This is a genomic window from Streptomyces pseudogriseolus, from assembly GCA_002154585.1.
Classification (GTDB): Bacteria; Actinomycetota; Actinomycetes; order Streptomycetales; family Streptomycetaceae; genus Streptomyces; species Streptomyces pseudogriseolus.
Genome location: MUNG01000247.1, coordinates 1 through 16,026, shown reverse-complemented (window position 1 = coordinate 16,026; position 16,026 = coordinate 1). Strand labels below are relative to the sequence as shown.

Annotated in this window: 12 protein-coding genes; 11 read left to right on the top strand and 1 reads right to left on the bottom strand. The window is 73.7% G+C overall.

What is annotated here, in order from left to right:
- Positions 1-650 precede the first annotated feature (650 nt).
- The 3 genes from CCN29_RS22005 to CCN29_RS21995 all read left to right on the top strand — a co-directional run bounded on the left by CCN29_RS22005 (position 651) and on the right by CCN29_RS21995 (position 6,468).
- Complete coding sequence (locus CCN29_RS22005) at positions 651-914, top strand: WhiB family transcriptional regulator (protein WP_006134669.1); 264 nt, start codon at positions 651-653, stop codon at positions 912-914.
- Positions 915-1,192: 278 nt separating this feature from the next.
- The gene (locus tag CCN29_RS22000) at positions 1,193-4,879 is read left to right on the top strand and encodes a glycosyltransferase (protein WP_442538443.1); all 3,687 of its coding nucleotides are present in this window, start codon (positions 1,193-1,195) and stop codon (positions 4,877-4,879) included.
- Positions 4,876-6,468: a DUF5719 family protein gene (locus CCN29_RS21995; protein WP_086683917.1), complete on the top strand. Its 1,593-nt coding sequence runs from the start codon at positions 4,876-4,878 to the stop codon at positions 6,466-6,468. Before CCN29_RS22000 ends, CCN29_RS21995 begins: the two co-directional genes overlap by 4 nt.
- A 43-nt stretch (positions 6,469-6,511) precedes the next feature.
- Here CCN29_RS21995 and CCN29_RS21990 read toward each other — a convergent pair whose 3' ends face one another.
- A complete protein-coding gene (locus CCN29_RS21990; protein ID WP_006134665.1) occupies positions 6,512-6,892 on the bottom strand; it encodes a metallopeptidase family protein in 381 nt (126 codons plus the stop codon).
- A 352-nt stretch (positions 6,893-7,244) separates the two neighbouring features.
- Between CCN29_RS21990 and CCN29_RS21985 the strand changes: the two genes are divergently transcribed.
- The 8 genes from CCN29_RS21985 to CCN29_RS21950 form a co-directional block, all read left to right on the top strand.
- A complete protein-coding gene (locus tag CCN29_RS21985) occupies positions 7,245-7,667 on the top strand; it encodes a DUF3499 domain-containing protein (protein WP_006134663.1) in 423 nt (140 codons plus the stop codon).
- Between the two features lie 129 nt (positions 7,668-7,796).
- Positions 7,797-9,413 carry an L-lactate permease gene (locus CCN29_RS21980; protein WP_086683914.1) on the top strand — a complete coding sequence of 539 codons (1,617 nt, stop codon included), beginning with the start codon at positions 7,797-7,799 and terminating at the stop codon, positions 9,411-9,413.
- 82 nt (positions 9,414-9,495) lie between these two features.
- Positions 9,496-10,860 (top strand): phosphomannomutase/phosphoglucomutase, encoded by a 1,365-nt coding sequence (locus tag CCN29_RS21975; RefSeq protein WP_086683911.1) that lies wholly within the window; start codon positions 9,496-9,498, stop codon positions 10,858-10,860.
- Positions 10,861-10,976: 116 nt separating this feature from the next.
- A complete protein-coding gene (locus CCN29_RS21970) occupies positions 10,977-11,147 on the top strand; it encodes a Trm112 family protein (RefSeq protein WP_086683908.1) in 171 nt (56 codons plus the stop codon).
- Between the two features lie 64 nt (positions 11,148-11,211).
- Positions 11,212-12,342: an SIS domain-containing protein gene (locus CCN29_RS21965; protein WP_006134659.1), complete on the top strand. Its 1,131-nt coding sequence runs from the start codon at positions 11,212-11,214 to the stop codon at positions 12,340-12,342.
- 129 nt (positions 12,343-12,471) lie between these two features.
- Positions 12,472-13,623: a mannose-6-phosphate isomerase, class I gene (manA, locus tag CCN29_RS21960; RefSeq protein WP_006134658.1), complete on the top strand. Its 1,152-nt coding sequence runs from the start codon at positions 12,472-12,474 to the stop codon at positions 13,621-13,623.
- 164 nt (positions 13,624-13,787) lie between these two features.
- Positions 13,788-14,768 carry a cation diffusion facilitator family transporter gene (locus CCN29_RS21955; RefSeq protein ID WP_006134657.1) on the top strand — a complete coding sequence of 327 codons (981 nt, stop codon included), beginning with the start codon at positions 13,788-13,790 and terminating at the stop codon, positions 14,766-14,768.
- A 301-nt stretch (positions 14,769-15,069) separates the two neighbouring features.
- On the top strand, positions 15,070-16,026 hold a 957-nt coding region (locus CCN29_RS21950; RefSeq protein WP_086683905.1), incomplete at its 3' end, for an adenosylhomocysteinase.

The following is a 16,026-nucleotide window of genomic DNA, read 5'->3' as shown; positions in this document are numbered from 1 at the left end:
GGCGGCAGGGGGCGCCCCGGTGGGAGCGGAGTTCAGCAGGCGGGGGCCGGGTCCCTCGGGAACACGGCGACGGCGGGAGCGAGGTGGCTCAACAGCCGGTACAGCGACAGCCACAGCGAGCGCGGGCAGCACCGAGGAACCCGGCGGAGCGGGTCGAGGTGAGTGCCGGATTCGCGAGCATGCCCACAAGAAGAGCGGTTCACACCACCGAAGTCAACTCGACGCCCGGTATGTGGGATCGGGTTCACCTCATCCGGTGCATCTGGCAGGCGAAAGGTTTGCTCAACCGGCTCCCGGGACACAAGGTGCGCACGGCCGGGCGCCCCGTGCGCCGTTGCGATCCCGTGATCCGACTGTGATCCGGATCGCCGCGGCAGGGGTGTCGGAACGAGATCGATCCTTCGGGCGTCCTCTCTTATGAGGCTCCCCGTGGGGCCGGACACCCTCGCGGGTCCCGTACGTGTGTCGAGGTTTAGGGTGATTTGAACACTTTCCGCTCGGCCTTGGTTCCGCAGAGTGAATAAGGGGCTCAATAGCAGATCTCGGCTTGACTCGCCCGGAGCAGCACACTTGTAATTTCACTCGTGTCGTTCAGCCGGAATCGGTAACGGCTACATCACGGGGACGCGAAAGACGGACGAGGGGCGCACATGACCGAGCTGGTGCAGCAACTGCTGGTCGACGACGCGGACGAGGAACTCGGCTGGCAGGAGCGCGCGCTGTGCGCCCAGACCGACCCCGAGTCCTTCTTCCCCGAGAAGGGCGGCTCCACCCGGGAGGCCAAGAAGGTCTGTCTCGCCTGCGAGGTCCGCTCCGAGTGCCTCGAGTACGCCCTCGCCCACGACGAACGCTTCGGCATCTGGGGCGGCCTGTCCGAGCGGGAGCGGCGCCGCCTCAAGAAGGCCGCCGTCTGACCCGCGGCACCCCGGGAGGCGCGCGGCGCACTCCCGATATCCACACGCTTCTTCGTACAAACGGCATTTAAGGCCCGTCGCCGGTGGGTTGTCCACAGGCGGCGGGCCCCCTTGTTGTGCAGCCGATAGTGTGGTCGCTCGTCCGAGACGCCCCGCCGCCCCCATCGGGCACGGGCGTCCCCACAGTCCACCGAACCGGGGCCCGTACCTCGATGTCCGTGCACAGCCACACGGCAGCCCGTCAGGATTCCGCTGCCGCACCAGAGTTCCCGCGTCACGTGGTGACCGCGGTCCTCGTCTCCCACGACGGCGCCCGCTGGCTCCCGGACGCCCTCGCCGGCCTGACCGGCCAGGAGCGCCCCGTCCAGTTCGCCATGGCCGCCGACACCGGCAGCGCCGACGACTCCGCCCGGCTGGTCACCGAGGCCCTCGGCGACGACCGCGTCCTGCACCTCGCCCGGCGCACCGGCTTCGGCCAGGCCGTCGAGGAGTGTCACCGCGGCGCCCCGCACCTCACCCCGGACGACCTGCCGTACCTGAAGCGGCCGAGCGGCTGGGACCCGGTCACCCGCAGCTGGCGGGACGACGCCTACGACCTGCCCGAACTGCCCCACGGCGAACCGGTCGAGTGGCTGTGGCTGCTGCACGACGACTGCGCCCCCGAGCCCGACGCGCTGGCCGAGCTGCTGCGCGTCGTGGAGAACGAGTACGAGCTCGGCCGCGAGGACGTCGCCGTCGTCGGCCCCAAGCTCCGCGGCTGGTACGACCGCAGGCAGCTCCTCGAGGTCGGCGTCTCCATCGCCAACTCCGGCCGCCGCTGGACCGGCCTGGACCGCCGCGAGCAGGACCAGGGCCAGCACGACCACGTACGGCCGGTGCTCAGCGTGTCCACCGCGGGCATGCTCGTCCGCCGCGACCTCTTCGAGCAGCTCGGCGGCTTCGACCGGCACCTGCCCCTCATGCGCGACGACGTCGACCTGTGCTGGCGGCTCAACGCCGCCGGCTACCGGGTCCTCGTCGCGCCCGAGGCGGTCGTCCGGCACGCCGAGGCGGCCTCCCGCGAGCGCCGCACCGTCGACTGTGTGGGCCGCACCGCCGCCTCCCCGCACAAGGTGGACAAGGCCGGCGCCGTCCACACCCTCCTCGTCAACACCCGCACCGCCGCCCTGCCCTGGGTGTTCCTGAGAGTCGTCCTCGGCACCCTGCTGCGCACCCTCGCCTACCTGGTCGGCAAGGTCCCCGGACAGGCCGTCGACGAGATCCGCGGCCTCATGGGCGTCCTGCTGCGGCCCGAGCGCATCCTCGCCGGACGCCGCGACCGCGGCAGCCCGCAGGTCGACAAGGGCGAGCTGCGGCCGCTGTTCCCGCCGCCCGGCGCGACCGTCCGCGTCACCGTGGAGCAGGTCGCGAGCAACGTCGTCGGCCGCTCCGACCCCGAGGCCGCCTCCGGCGCCGGCCGGCACGGCAGCGCGATCGAGTCCGGACCCGGCGGCGACGACGCCGACTTCCTCGAGATCGAGCAGTTCGCCCGCCTCAAGCGCATCGCCCGCCGGCCGGGACCCGTGCTGTTCCTGACGCTGCTGCTGGTCTCCCTGGTGGCATGCCGTCAGCTCCTCGGCGGCGGCGCGCTGGCCGGCGGCGCCCTGCTGCCCGCGCCGGCCGCCGCGGGCGACCTGTGGGCCCGCTACACCGACGCCTGGCACGCGGTCGGCGCCGGCGGCACCGGCACCGCACCGCCCTACCTGGCGATCGTCGCGGCGCTCGCGACCCTGCTGATCGGCTCCACCGGCCTCGCCGTCACCGTGCTGCTGGTCTGCTCGGTGCCGCTGGCCGGCTTCACCGCGTACTTCGCCTCCCGCCCGCTGGTCGAGTCCCGGCTGCTGCGCGCCTGGGCGGCCGTCGCCTACGCCTTCCTGCCCGCCGCGACCGGCGCGCTGGCCGCGGGACGCATCGGCACGGCCGTGCTCGCCGTGCTGCTGCCCCTCCTCGCCCGCGCCGGCATCGCCGCGAGTGGCCTCACCGCCCCCGACGGCCGCGGCAGCTGGCGCGCCACCTGGGCGTACGCGCTGCTGCTCACCCTCACCACGGCCTTCACCCCGATCGTGTGGCCGATGGCGCTGGTCCTCGGCATCGGCGTGCTGGCCCTGCGCAGGTCCGACCTCAAGGCCTACGCCCCGCGCTTCCTGGCGCAGTTCGGCAGCCCCCTGCTGGTGCTCGCCCCCTGGTCGCTGTCCCTGCTGCCGTTCGGCTTCTTCACCGAGGCCGGACTGCCGTACGGGCCGTCGGGCGCGTCGCCGCTCGACCTGCTCGGCGCGAGCCCCGGCGGGCCCGGCACGAGCGGCGGGCTGCTGCTGATCGGCCTGGTCCTCGCCGCGCTGGCCGCCCTGCTGCGCGCCGAGCGCCGCACGGCGATCCTCACCGCGTGGGCGGCCGCCCTGGTGGGCCTCGTCTTCGCCGTCCTGTCCAACAACTCCGCCTGGGCCGGCCCCGCCACCCTCGTCCAGGGCATCGCCCTGCTGGCCGCCGGCACGCTGGGCGCCGACGGCGCCCGCGCGCGGGTCGCCGAGCAGAGCTTCGGCTGGCGCCAGCCGGTCGCCGCGCTGATCGCCCTGGCCTGCGCCGTCGGCCCGCTGGTCCTCGCCGTCGGCTGGATGGTCCGCGGCGCCGACGGACCCGTCGAGCGGCGCCTCCCGGTGCAGGTGCCGGCGTTCGTCGCCGAGGAGAGCGCCACCCGCGACCAGGCCCGCACCCTGGTCCTCGACACCGACTCCGCCGACCGCGTCGACTACGTGCTGGTGCGCGGCTCCGGGGCCCGCATGGGCGACGCGGAGATCGCCGCCCAGGACGGCGAGAACGACCTGCTCGACAAGGTGGTCGCCAACCTCGTCGCCGGCTCCGGCGCCGACCAGGCCGACCAGCTCGGCGGCTTCGCCGTCCGCTACGTCCTCGTGCACCGGGGCGCCCCCCGCGAGGTCACCCGGGTGCTGGACGCCACGCCCGGCCTGAGCCGGCTCAGCCAGCAGGCGGGCGGCGCGCTGTGGCGGGTGGACCGGCAGGTCGCCCGCGCCACCGTCGTGCCCGCCGAGGGCAAGGGCGAGCCGGAGCCCGTGGCCGCGGGACCGGTCGAGATCCACACCGAGATCGAGGACGGCCCGGAGGGCCGCGTCCTGCGCCTGGCCGACTCCGCCGCCGAGGGCTGGACCGCCACCCTCGACGGCGAGCCGCTCACCCCCACCACGGTCGACGGCTGGGCCCAGGGCTTCGAACTGCCCGCGTCCGGCGGCGCCCTCGACGTCACCTACGACGAGCCGCTCACCCACACCCTGTGGATGTGGGCGCAGGGCCTGCTCGCCCTGGTCCTCGTCGTCATGGCGCTGCCCGGCCGCCGCCGTGACGTCGACGACGACCTGCCCGAGGAGGCGCCCGTCCCGGCCGAGGCCCTGGCCGGCGACGGCCGCCGGGCGCGCAGGCTGCGCGCCCAGGCCGAGGCGGAGGCAACGGCCGCGGCCGCCGCCCACGGCACGGACGGCACGGACGGCATGGACAGCACGGACGGCACGGACGGCAGGGACGGCAGGGACACGGAGTCCGACGTGCCCGCCCCGCCGGAGCACCCCCCGGCGTCCGTCCCCCACCAGGCCGGCTACGGCGACTGGGACCAGGGGCCGTACGGGAACGCCGGCTACGACCAGAACCCCGAGTACGACCAGAACCCCGAGTACGACCAGACTGCCGGATACGACCAGAACGCCTACGCCGCCGCGCCCTACCAGCAGTACCCGGCGGAGGGCTACCCGCAGCAGGACGGCGCGTACGACCCGTACGGCTACGGCGCCCCGCAGCAGGGCTACGACCAGTCGTACGCGCAGGGATACGACGGGACGGCGTACCCGCAACAGGGCTACGACCCCGCGTACGACCCCAACGGCACGGGCAACGAGCGTCCTGACGGGAGCCAGCAGTGAACCGCACCACCCTGTCCCTGATCGCGGGCGTCACCGCGCTCGCCGCCGTCACCGGCTTCGCCGCGGTCTCGGCGCCGGACCCCGGGGCCGCCGAGGAGCGGACCGGGGCGGCGGCCACCCTGCCCGTGGAGCGCACCGGCCTGCTGTGCCCGCAGCCCAGCACCTCCGACCTGGCCGAGACGACGTACACCTCGTTCACCCCGGTGACGGAGGGCGCGGACGACAAGGGCACGGCCGTCCTGCGGTCGGCCGCGCAGCAGTCGGCGCCGGAGGAGGACGCGGACGGCGGGAGCGAGGACGAGAAGGACGGCGAGAACGGCTCGACCGGCGAGGACGGCGAGAACGACAAGAAGGATGAGCAGGGCGGGAAGGACGCGGCGAAGGACGACAAGGCCGACAAGCCCGTCCTCCAGCTCCAGGCGCCCGGCAAGCCCGTGGCCGTCGAGGCCAGCGGAGCGGACGCCCCCGCCCTCGTCGGCACCGCCGACGGCCGCTTCGCGTCCGGCTGGACCGCGCAGCAGACCACGGAGGTCGCCGCAGGCACCGGCCGCGGGCTCCAGGGCGTCGCCTGCTCGGCCGCCGACACGCAGTTCTGGTTCCCCGGCGCCAGCACCGACGACAGCCGCACCGACTACATCCACCTGACCAACCCCGACGACTCCGCGGCCGTGGTCGACATCGAGCTCTACGGCAAGGACGGGGAGCTGGAGACGACGGTGGGCGAGGGCGTCACGGTCAAGCCGCGCTCCGCCGAGCCGCTGCTGCTGTCCACGCTCACCGCCGAGAAGCAGACCGACGTCACCGTGCACGTGGTGGTGCGCAGCGGCCGGGTCGGCGCGGCCGTGCAGGCCCTGGACGACGAGACGGGCGGCGACTGGCTGCCCGCGTCGGCGGACCCGTCGGGCAGCCTGGTCCTGCCCGGCATCCCGAAGGACGCCAAGGCGGTGCGCCTGGTCGCCTTCACGCCCGGGGACGCCGACGTCGACCTGAAGGTGCAGCTCGCCTCCCCGTCCGGTCTGATCACCCCGGCCGGCAACGAGACGCTGCACCTGAAGGGCGGCATGACCGCGGGCTTCGACCTGGGCGACCTCACGCGCGGCGAGGCGGGCTCCCTGGTGCTGACGGCGCCGGACGGCTCCGTGCCGGTGGTGGCGGCGGTGCGGGTGCTGCGCGGTGAGGAGGGCAAACAGGAGTCGGCGTTCATCCCGGCGGCCCGGCCGCTCGAGACGCGGGCGACGGCGCTGGACAACACCGCCAAGGGCACCACCCTCTCGGTGACCGCTCCCCAGGGCGGCGCCGAGATCGAGGTGACGGCCTCGGCGGGCACCAAGGGCGGCACGCCGCAGACCAAGACGTACACCATCAAGCCGGGCACCACGCAGGACGTCGAGGCGCCCGTGCCCGCGGGCCTGAAAGGCAGCTACGCGCTGACGGTCGAGACGCGGTCGGGCGGCCCGGTGTACGCGTCGCGGACCCTGGCCAAAACGGAGGGCGGCGTCCCGTTCTTCACGGTGCAGCCGCTCCCGGACGACCGGGGCATGGTGGCGGTGCCGGACGCGAGCGAGGACCTGTCCGTGCTGCAGAAGTAGCCGCTCCGCGGCGCGGGAGCAGCCGCGCGGACCCCCGGGTGCCTCAGTCCTCGCCGTACCGGGGGTCGACCGTCTCGGGGGTCAGTCCCAGCAGGTCGGCGACCTGCTCGACCACGACCTCGTGGACCAGCGCCGCCCGCTCGTCGCGGCCCTTGGAGCGGATCTCGACCGGCCGCCGGTAGATCACCACGCGCGCGGGGCGGCCGTCGCGGGCCGTCACGGTCCCGCCCAGCGGGACCGTCTCGTCCCAGCCGGATCCGGCCGCGCCGTCCAGCCGGGGGACGTCCTGCACCAGGAAATCGATGTCGGCGAGCTGCGGCCAGCGCCGCTCCAGCCGCTCCACCGAGTCCTGCACCAGGTCCGCGAAGGTCTCCGCGCGGCTGGCGGCCAGCGGCACCTGGGGCGGTGCGATCGGGCCGCGCATGCCCCGGCCGTGGCGGTCACGGCGTCGGGGCCCGGGGTTTGCGGAGCGAGGAGTCACGGGGCTGTCCATCAATGCGAAGAGTAGCCGTCGTGCCGCCGCGCCGCCGTACGCCCACGCGCCTTCCGGCCGACCCGCGCGCCATGTCGGAACGTGACCATTTCAGCCAAGGTTGGGCTCGATTCCGTATCTCTCCTGGACCGAAGACCTCAAGGCATTTGACGGTGTTTATGCCGACTGGTGACCGGAATCAGAACCGGCCGAAAGCCGCCGTTCCGGCGTACCGCCTGGTCACAGAGGTGTGCTTCCTGGGGTATGTGGGGCGTTTCACACCCCGACACGGGGGAGTGACCTGGTGGAGAGTCGTCGCGGCCCGCTCAAGAGTGCGGTACCGTCCAACGTCGTGAGCCCTGTACGTCGCTGTTCGCGCACCGCTTGCGGCCGTCCCGCCGTCGCGACGCTGACGTACGTCTACGCCGACTCGACCGCGGTCCTCGGCCCGCTCGCCACCTACGCCGAACCCCACTGCTACGACCTGTGCGCCGAGCACTCCGAGCGCCTCACCGCGCCGCGTGGCTGGGAGGTCGTCCGCCTGCTCGACGGGTCCGCCCCGGCGCAGCCCAGCGGGGACGATCTGGAAGCGCTCGCCAACGCCGTGCGCGAGGCGGCCCGCCCCCAGGAGCGGGCGGCCGGAGCCGGCGGCGGCGCGCGCGGCGCCGACCCGATGGAGGTCGCCCGCCGCGGCCACCTGCGGGTTCTGCGCTCCCCGGACAACTGAGACCGTACGCCCGGTCGCCCCGTCCCATCCCTTCACCGCACATCCATTGACGCCCGCTTGGCGCGGACACAACCATTCCGGTGACCCAGCGAGAAATCGCTTTCGCATGGCGGAATCCGGGAGGCGCTCGTGTACGTCCAGGAACTGGAACCCGTCGCCGGATCGCTCGGCCTCTCCGCCCTCGTGGCGGCCCTGCCGCTGCTGATCGTGCTGGTGCTGCTCGGCGGCGTCCGCATGAAGGCGCACCTCGCGGGCCTCATCGGCCTGGCGGCGGCCGTCGCGGTGGCCTGGCTGGCGTACGGGATGCCGCTCGGCCAGACGCTCTCCAGCGGCGTCCAGGGCGCGGTCTTCGGGCTCTTCCCCATCATGTGGATCGTCGTCAACGCCCTGTGGATCTACCGCATGACGGTCCGCACCCGCCACTTCGACATCCTGCGCCGCTCCTTCGGGCGCCTCTCCGACGACCCCCGCATCCAGGCCCTCGTCGTCGCGTTCTGCTTCGGCGCCCTGCTGGAGGCCCTGGCCGGTTTCGGCGCCCCCGTCGCGATCTCCGCCGTGATGCTGGTGGCCCTCGGCTTCGACCCCGTACGCGCCGCCGTGGTCGCGCTGGTCGCCAACACCGCGCCGGTGGCGTTCGGCGCGATGGGCACGCCCGTCGTCACGCTCGCCCAGGTCACCGGGCTGCCGCTGGACTCCGTGGCGTCCGTCGTCGGCCGCCAGACCCCGCTGCTCGCCCTCGTGGTGCCGCTCGTGCTGGTGTGGCTGGTCGACGGCCGGCGCGGCCTGCGCGAGACCTGGGTGCCGGCCCTGGTGTGCGGCGTCGCCTTCGCCGTGGCGCAGTTCGTCGCGTCCAACTTCGTCTCCGCCCAGCTCGCCGACATCGGCGCCGCGCTCGCCGGCGCCGGCGCCCTGATGGCCGTGCCCCACGCGCGCGTGCCCGCCGCCGAGTCCGTACGGGCCTCCGTGCTCACCGGCACCCGCAGCGAGGAACTGGACGCCGAGGACCCGCGCGGCGAGGTGGTGCGGGCGTACACCCCGTACGCGCTGATCGTCGCGATCTTCGCCGTCGCGCAGATCCCGGCCGTCAAGGACTGGCTGGCCGGCGCCACCCGGACCTGGAACTGGCCGCTGCTGGACGTCGCGAACCCGGACGGCGAGCCCGTCTCCGGCAACATGTTCAGCCTGCCGCTCGTCTCCACCGGCGGGACGCTCGTGCTGTTCGCCGGGCTCGCCACCGCCGTCGTCCTCGGCGTCCACGCGCGCGTGGCGGTCAGGGAGTGGCTGGAGACCGTGCGCGAACTGCGGTTCGCCCTGCTCACGGTGACCAGCGTGCTCGCCCTCGCCTACGTCATGAACCTCTCCGGCCAGGCCGCCACCATCGGCCACTTCGTGGCGGCCGCCGGAGCGGGCCTCGCCTTCCTGTCCCCGGTGCTGGGCTGGTTCGGCGTCGCCGTGTCCGGCTCCGACACCTCCGCCAACGCCCTGTTCGGCGCCCTCCAGGTCACCGCCGCCCAGCAGTCCGGCCTCTCGCCCGAACTGCTCGCCGCCGCCAACAGCTCCGGCGGCGTGCTCGGCAAGATGATCTCGCCGCAGAACCTCACCATCGCCTGCGCGGCCGTCGGGCTCGCCGGCCGCGAGGGCGACCTGCTGCGCAAGGTGCTGCCCTGGAGCCTCGGCCTGCTGCTCGTGATGTGCCTGATCGTGGTGGGCCAGAGCACGGCCGTGCTCGGCTGGATGCTGCCGTGAACCTTCCTGAACCTCCGCGGGGGCCGTGCCGGACGCTACGGGTAGTTTGTGGTGACCGACAGGACTTCCGGAAGGGCTGGCCGTGGCTGCTGATCTCTCGCAGATCGTGAAGGCGTACGACGTGCGCGGGGTCGTCCCCGACCAGTGGGACGAGCCGCTCGCCGAGCTCTTCGGCGCCGCCTTCGTCCGGGTGACCGCCGCGACCGCCGTCGTCACCGGCCACGACATGCGCCCCTCGTCGCCGGGTCTGTCCGCCGCCTTCGCGCGCGGCGCGGCCGGCCAGGGCGCCGACGTCACCGAGATCGGCCTGTGCTCCACCGACCAGCTCTACTACGCCTCCGGCGCGCTGGACCTGCCCGGCGCCATGTTCACCGCCTCGCACAACCCGGCGCGGTACAACGGCATCAAGCTGTGCCGCGCCGGCGCCGCCCCCGTCGGCCAGGACACCGGCCTCGCCGACATCCGCGCCCTCGTCGAGGAGTGGACCGCCACGGGCGCGCCTGAGCCGGCCGCGGCCACCGGCACCGTCACCCGCCGCGACACCCTCGAGGACTACGCGGCCCACCTGCGCTCGCTCGTCGACGTCACCGGCATCCGCCCGCTGAAGGTCGTCGTCGACGCGGGCAACGGCATGGGCGGCCACACCGTCCCGACCGTCCTCGCCGGACTGCCGCTCACCGTCGTCCCCCTCTACTTCGAGCTCGACGGCACCTTCCCCAACCACGAGGCCAACCCGCTCGACCCGGCCAATCTCGTCGACCTGCAGAAGCGGGTCCGGGAGGAGGGCGCCGACCTCGGCCTCGCCTTCGACGGCGACGCCGACCGCTGCTTCGTCGTCGACGAGCGCGGCGAACCGGTCCCCCCCTCCGCCGTCACCGCCCTGGTCGCCTCCCGCGAACTCGCGCGCAACGGCGGCAAGGGCACCGTCATCCACAACCTGATCACCTCCCGGTCCGTGCCCGAGGTCGTCCGCGAGCACGGCGGCACCCCCGAGCGCACCCGCGTGGGCCACTCCTTCATCAAGGCGGAGATGGCCAGGACCGGCGCCATCTTCGGCGGCGAGCACTCCGCCCACTACTACTTCCGCGACTTCTGGAACGCCGACACCGGCATGCTGGCCGCCCTGCACGTCCTCGCCGCGCTCGGCGGGCAGCAGGGCACCCTGTCCGCGCTCGTCGCCGCGTACGACCGCTACGCCGGCTCCGGCGAGATCAACTCCACCGTCGACGACCAGGCCGCCCGCCTCGCCGCGATCCGCGCCGCCTACGAGGGCCGCGAGGGCGTCACCCTCGACGAGCTGGACGGCCTCACCGTCTCCGCCGCCGACTGGTGGTTCAACGTCCGCCCCAGCAACACCGAACCGCTGCTCCGGCTGAACGCCGAGGCCCGGGACGAGGCCACCATGATCCGCGTCCGCGACGAGGCCCTCGCCCTGATCAGGCGGTAACCGCGGAACCGCTGACGACCGGGGCGGCGGGTGATCGTGCGGGACCGCCCCGGACCCGCCGCACGGCCCTCACCGGCGGTACCCTGACCAGCACATCCACCAGCGAAGGGACCCTCATGCCTCTCGAAGCCGGCCTCCTGGAGATCCTGGCCTGCCCGGCCTGCCACTCCCCCCTCGAGGAGCGGAACACCGAGCTGGTCTGCACCGGCCAGGACTGCGGCCTCGCCTACCCGGTCCGCGACGGCATCCCCGTCCTCCTCGTCGACGAGGCCCGCCGCCCCCAGTAGCCGCAGCCGCGCGCTCGGAGCCCCCGCGTACCGCCGACGCCCCGCCGATCGGAGCCTGTCGCCCATGCTCGACGAATCGCTGCTCGACTCACCGGAGGGCCTCGCCGAGGCCGACCACCGCGCGCTGCTCCGCGGCACCGCCGAGGCCGGCGCCCGCGTCCGCACCGCGGCACGGCACGCCGCCGAGGCCGGCGTCGGCGACCTGAAGCCCGACGGCCGCCCCCGCGCCGTGCTCATCGCTGGGCCCGGCGCCGCCGCCACCCAGACCGCCGACCTGCTCGGCACCCTGGCCGGCGCCGGCAGCCCCGTCACCCGCCTCGCCCCCACCGGCGTCGCGCCCGCCGCGGGCGCCCTGCGCTGGGAACTGCCGGGCTGGACCGGGTCCGTGGACCTGCTGCTGATCGCCACCCCGGACGGCACCGAACCGGGCCTGTCCCTGCTCACCGAGCAGGCGTACCGCCGCGGCCTCACCGTCGTCGCCGTCGCCCCCGCCGGCACCCCGCTCGCCGAGTCCGTCTCCGGCAGCCGCGGCCTGTTCGTCCCCATGGCCACCGCGCCCTACGACCACGACGAACCCCTCGCCGCCTCCGCGCCCGGGGTGCTGTGGGCGCTGCTCACCCCGCTGCTCGCCCTGCTGGACCGCACCGGCCTGCTCACCGCGCCGCCGGACGCCCTGGAGAAGGTCGCCGACCGCCTCGACGCCGTCGCCGAACGCTGCGGGCCCGCCGTCGCCACGTACAGCAACGCGGCCAAGACCCTCGCCGCCGAACTCGCCGACGCGCTGCCCGTCGTATGGACCGAGGGCGTCTCGGCCGGACCGGCAGGACGGCGGTTCGCCGCCGCGCTCGCCGAGCTGTCCGGCACCCCCGCCGTCGTCGCGGAACTGCCCGAGGCGCTCGCCGCGCACAGCGCCCTGCTCGCCGGCCCGCTCGCCGCCCGGGCCGACCCGGACGACTTCTTCCGCGACCGCGTGGAGGAGGCGCCCGCTCTGCACGCGCGCGTGGTGCTGCTCCGCGACCGCCCCCTCGGCGGCCTCACCGCCGCGCCCGCCGCCCGCGAACTGGCCCTCACCCACGACACGCCGGTCAGCGAGCTGGAACCGGAGGAGGGCGGCGAACTGGAGACCCTCGCCGAACTGATCGCCGTCACCGATTTCGCCGCCGTTTACCTGGCGCTCGCCTCGGCACCCCGATGATGCCCAAGACCCCCTGACCTCCGCGCCGGCACCCGGCCCGGCGCGCCCGCACGAGCACCGGCAGCACGAAGACCGGCGGCACGAGCCCCGGCAGTACGAGAACCCGGCAGAAGGAACGCGACAAGCCCCATGGACCGCCTCGACAACACCGTCCGCCCCTACGCCTGGGGCTCCGTCACCGCCATCCCGCGGCTGCTCGGCACCGAACCGACCGGTGAACCGCAGGCGGAGATGTGGATGGGCGCCCACCCCGGCGCACCCTCGCGCACCGGCCGGGGCACCCTCGCCGAGGTCATCGACGCCGACCCGGAGCGGGAGCTCGGCGCCGCCGCCGTCGCCAGGTTCGGGCCCCGGCTGCCGTTCCTGCTCAAGCTGCTCGCCGCCGGCTCCCCGCTGTCCCTCCAGGTCCACCCCGACCGCGCCCAGGCACAGGCCGGCTACGAGGACGAGGAGCGCCGCGGCGTCCCCGTCACCGCCCCGCACCGCAACTACAAGGACGCCAACCACAAGCCCGAACTGATCTGCGCCCTCACCGAGTTCGACGGCCTGTGCGGCTTCCGCGACCCGCTGCGCGCCGCCGAACTCCTCGACGGCCTCGGCGTCGACTCCCTCAAGCCGTACGTGGACCTGCTGCACGCCCACCCCGAGGAGGCGGCGCTGCGCGAGGTGCTCACCGCCGTCCTCACCGCCGACCCGGACGAGACGGCCCACACCGTCACGGAGACCGCCGCCGCCTGCGACCGCCTCGGCGGCCCCTACGCCCCCTACGCCGGCATCGCCCACCACTACCCGGGCGACCCCGGCGTCATCGCCGCGATGCTCCTCAACCACGTCCGGCTCCAGCCCGGCGAGGCGCTGTACCTCGGCGCCGGCGTCCCGCACGCCTACCTCCAGGGCCTGGGCGTCGAAATCATGGCCAACTCCGACAACGTCCTGCGTTGCGGCCTCACCCCGAAGCACGTCGACGTGCCCGAACTGCTGCGCATCGTCCGCTTCGAGGCCGCCGACCCCGGTGTGCTCCGCCCCGAGGCGGGCCCGGACGACGAGGAGGTCTACGAGACCCCCACCGACGAGTTCCGGCTCTCCCGATACGTCCTCCCCGAGGGCGCCCCCGCCCACGACCTCAGCCTCGACGCCCCGCAGATCCTGCTCTGCACCGCCGGCGCCGTCCACGCGGGCGAGCACGACCTGACGCCCGGACAGTCCGTGTTCGTCCCCGCGGGTGAGAAGGCCGCCGTCTCGGGTACCGGAACCCTCTTCCGGGCCACCGTCGTCCTCTGACCGTCCTCGGATCGTCCTCTGACCGGTCCATGACGACGACCTGACGCGCCGTCGCCGGGCGGGGCTGCAACAATGGCGCACCGTCACAGCACGGGCACCGGCCCGGCGGCAGGCACCCACGCCTGCCTCGACCTCAACGGCGTACGAAGGGACAACGCGAACACATGAGCGCGTCAGGCGGCACCAAGGCGATCGTGGCGGCACTCGCCGCCAACCTCGCGATCGCGGTAGCGAAGTTCGTGGCGTTCGTCTTCAGCGGCTCCTCGTCGATGCTCGCCGAGTCCGTGCACTCGGTCGCCGACTCCGGCAACCAGGCACTGCTGCTCGTCGGCGGCAGGAAGGCCCAGCGCAAGGCCACCCCGGAGCACCCCTTCGGCTACGGCCGCGAGCGGTACATCTACGCCTTCCTCGTCTCCATCGTGCTGTTCTCGGTCGGCGGCATGTTCGCTCTCTACGAGGGCTACGAGAAGATCAAGCACCCGCACGAGCTGGAGCACTGGTACTGGCCGGTCGGCGTGCTGGTCTTCGCGATCATCGCCGAGGGCTTCTCCTTCCGCACCGCCATCAAGGAGTCCAACGTCACGCGCGGCCGGCGCTCCTGGAAGGAGTTCGTCCGCCACGCCAAGGCGCCCGAGCTGCCGGTCGTCCTCCTGGAGGACCTCGGCGCGCTCGTCGGTCTGGTCCTCGCCCTCGGCGGTGTCGGCCTCGCCCTCGCCACCGGCGACAGCGTCTGGGACGGCATCGGCACCCTCTGCATCGGCGTCCTGCTCATCCTGATCGCCCTGGTGCTCGCCGCGGAGACCAAGTCGCTGCTGCTCGGCGAGTCCGCCGGCATCGAGGAGACCCGCAAGATCGAGGCGGCCGTCGTCGACGGCGACACCGTCACCCGCATCATCCACATGCGCACCCTCCACCTCGGCCCGGAGGAGCTGCTGGTCGCCGCCAAGATCGCCGTCCGGCACGACGACACCGCCACGGAGGTCGCCGCCGCCATCAACGCCGCCGAGGCCCGCATCCGCGACGCCGTGCCGATCGCCCGGGTGATCTACCTCGAGCCCGACATCTACAGCGAGGCCGAGGCCGCCAAGGGCGCCGACCCCGAGGCCACCCCCGGCGGACCCACCCAGCCGGACGCGGAGCACTGACCCACCTCGGTCACGCCGTCAGGCCGTTCCGGGACCGCACCGCGGTTCCAGAACGGCCTGATGTGTTCGCAGGCGGACTGGGGCCCGCCGGGCGGGTCGGTGTAGCTTGGGACGAAGCCAGACGTCGCTGCTGATGGCGGTCGGGCGGTCCCACCGCGGACCGGCCGAGGGAGAGAGGGCCTCCGACGGACTGCGCTGCGCGCACGGGGGCATGCCTGTGCCCTCCTCGGGCACACCTGTGTCCGTCGCCGCGCAGATCAGCCGTACCCACCTCGACCCCCAATCCGAGGAGCAGCCCGTAATGACGACTGTCGACAACCGACAGGACTTCAAGGTCGCCGACCTCTCCCTGGCCGAGTTCGGCCGCAAGGAGATCACCCTCGCCGAGCACGAGATGCCCGGCCTGATGGCGATCCGCAAGGAGTACGCCGACGCCCAGCCCCTGGCCGGCGCCCGGATCACCGGCTCCCTGCACATGACCGTGCAGACCGCCGTCCTCATCGAGACCCTGGTCGCGCTCGGCGCGCGGGTCCGCTGGGCGTCCTGCAACATCTTCTCCACCCAGGACCACGCCGCGGCCGCCATCGCCGTCGGTCCGAACGGCACGCCCGACAACCCGCAGGGCGTCCCGGTGTTCGCCTGGAAGGGCGAGACGCTCGAGGAGTACTGGTGGTGCACCGAGCAGGCGCTGACCTGGCCGGACAGCCCCACCGGCGGCCCCAACATGATCCTCGACGACGGCGGCGACGCCACGCTCCTGGTCCACAAGGGCGTGGAGTACGAGAAGGACGGCAAGGCGCCCTCCCCGGACACCGCCGAGTCCGACGAGCACCGGGTCATCCTGGAGCTGCTCAACCGCACCCTCGCCGAGAGCCCGCAGAAGTGGACCCAGCTGTCCTCCGAGATCCGCGGTGTCACCGAGGAGACCACGACGGGTGTGCACCGCCTGTACGAGATGCAGCGTGAGGGCACGCTGCTGTTCCCGGCGATCAACGTGAACGACGCCGTGACGAAGTCGAAGTTCGACAACAAGTACGGCTGCCGGCACTCGCTGGTGGACGGCATCAACCGCGCCACGGACACGCTGATCGGCGGCAAGACCGCCGTGGTCTGCGGCTACGGCGACGTCGGCAAGGGCTGCGCGGAGTCGCTGCGCGGCCAGGGCGCCCGCGTGATCGTCACGGAGATCGACCCCATCTGCGCGCTCCAGGCGGCGATGGACGGCTACCAGGTCACCACGCTCGACGAGGTCGTCGAC

Coding starts and splice junctions, on each gene's coding strand:
- CCN29_RS21970 (WP_086683908.1), top strand. CDS start 10,977: ATGCCTCTCGAAGCCGGCCTCCTGGAGATCCTGGCCTGCCCGGCCTGC.
- CCN29_RS21955 (WP_006134657.1), top strand. CDS start 13,788: ATGAGCGCGTCAGGCGGCACCAAGGCGATCGTGGCGGCACTCGCCGCC.
- CCN29_RS21990 (WP_006134665.1), bottom strand. CDS start 6,892: ATGCGCGGCCCGATCGCACCGCCCCAGGTGCCGCTGGCCGCCAGCCGC.
- CCN29_RS21965 (WP_006134659.1), top strand. CDS start 11,212: ATGCTCGACGAATCGCTGCTCGACTCACCGGAGGGCCTCGCCGAGGCC.
- manA (WP_006134658.1), top strand. CDS start 12,472: ATGGACCGCCTCGACAACACCGTCCGCCCCTACGCCTGGGGCTCCGTC.
- CCN29_RS22005 (WP_006134669.1), top strand. CDS start 651: ATGACCGAGCTGGTGCAGCAACTGCTGGTCGACGACGCGGACGAGGAA.